Source organism: Streptomyces africanus, from assembly GCF_002150735.1.
Lineage (GTDB): Bacteria > Actinomycetota > Actinomycetes > Streptomycetales > Streptomycetaceae > Streptomyces > Streptomyces africanus.
In genome coordinates this window covers 1-344 of sequence record NZ_MUKA01000152.1, presented here as the reverse complement: position 1 = coordinate 344, position 344 = coordinate 1, and the positions used below count along the sequence as shown (strand labels likewise).

Sequence of the window (344 nt, the reverse complement as noted above, 5' to 3'; positions counted from 1 at the left end):
GCCGTCCCAGCCCTCCCAGGTCGGTGCGTACAGCACGGTGGTCCACGCCCCGGCCGGCGGGCCCGCGTAGGGGAGCACGCCGTCCAGCTGCGGGCGGCCCGTCTCCACCACGTCCTTGTCCTCGACGCCCACCTCGGCCAGCGCGTACCGCTCGCGCGCGGCGGGACCGGCCACCCAGACCTCGTCGTACGCCTTCGCGTACGGGTTGCACGAGGACAGCTTGTCGCTCTCGCCGTGGTTGACGAAGGTGTGCCTGATCGTGGGGATGCGCAGCACCTGGGAGGTCTTGCCGGAGTTCGACGGGTGGATGAGGACCTGGAGCGTGGAGTGCTCCAGACGCATCA

1 pseudogene is annotated in these 344 nt (G+C 70.9%); it reads right to left on the bottom strand.

The window, feature by feature from the left end:
- A pseudogene (locus CCL05_RS46275) lies at nucleotides 1–344 on the bottom strand (hypothetical protein); the annotation flags it as partial.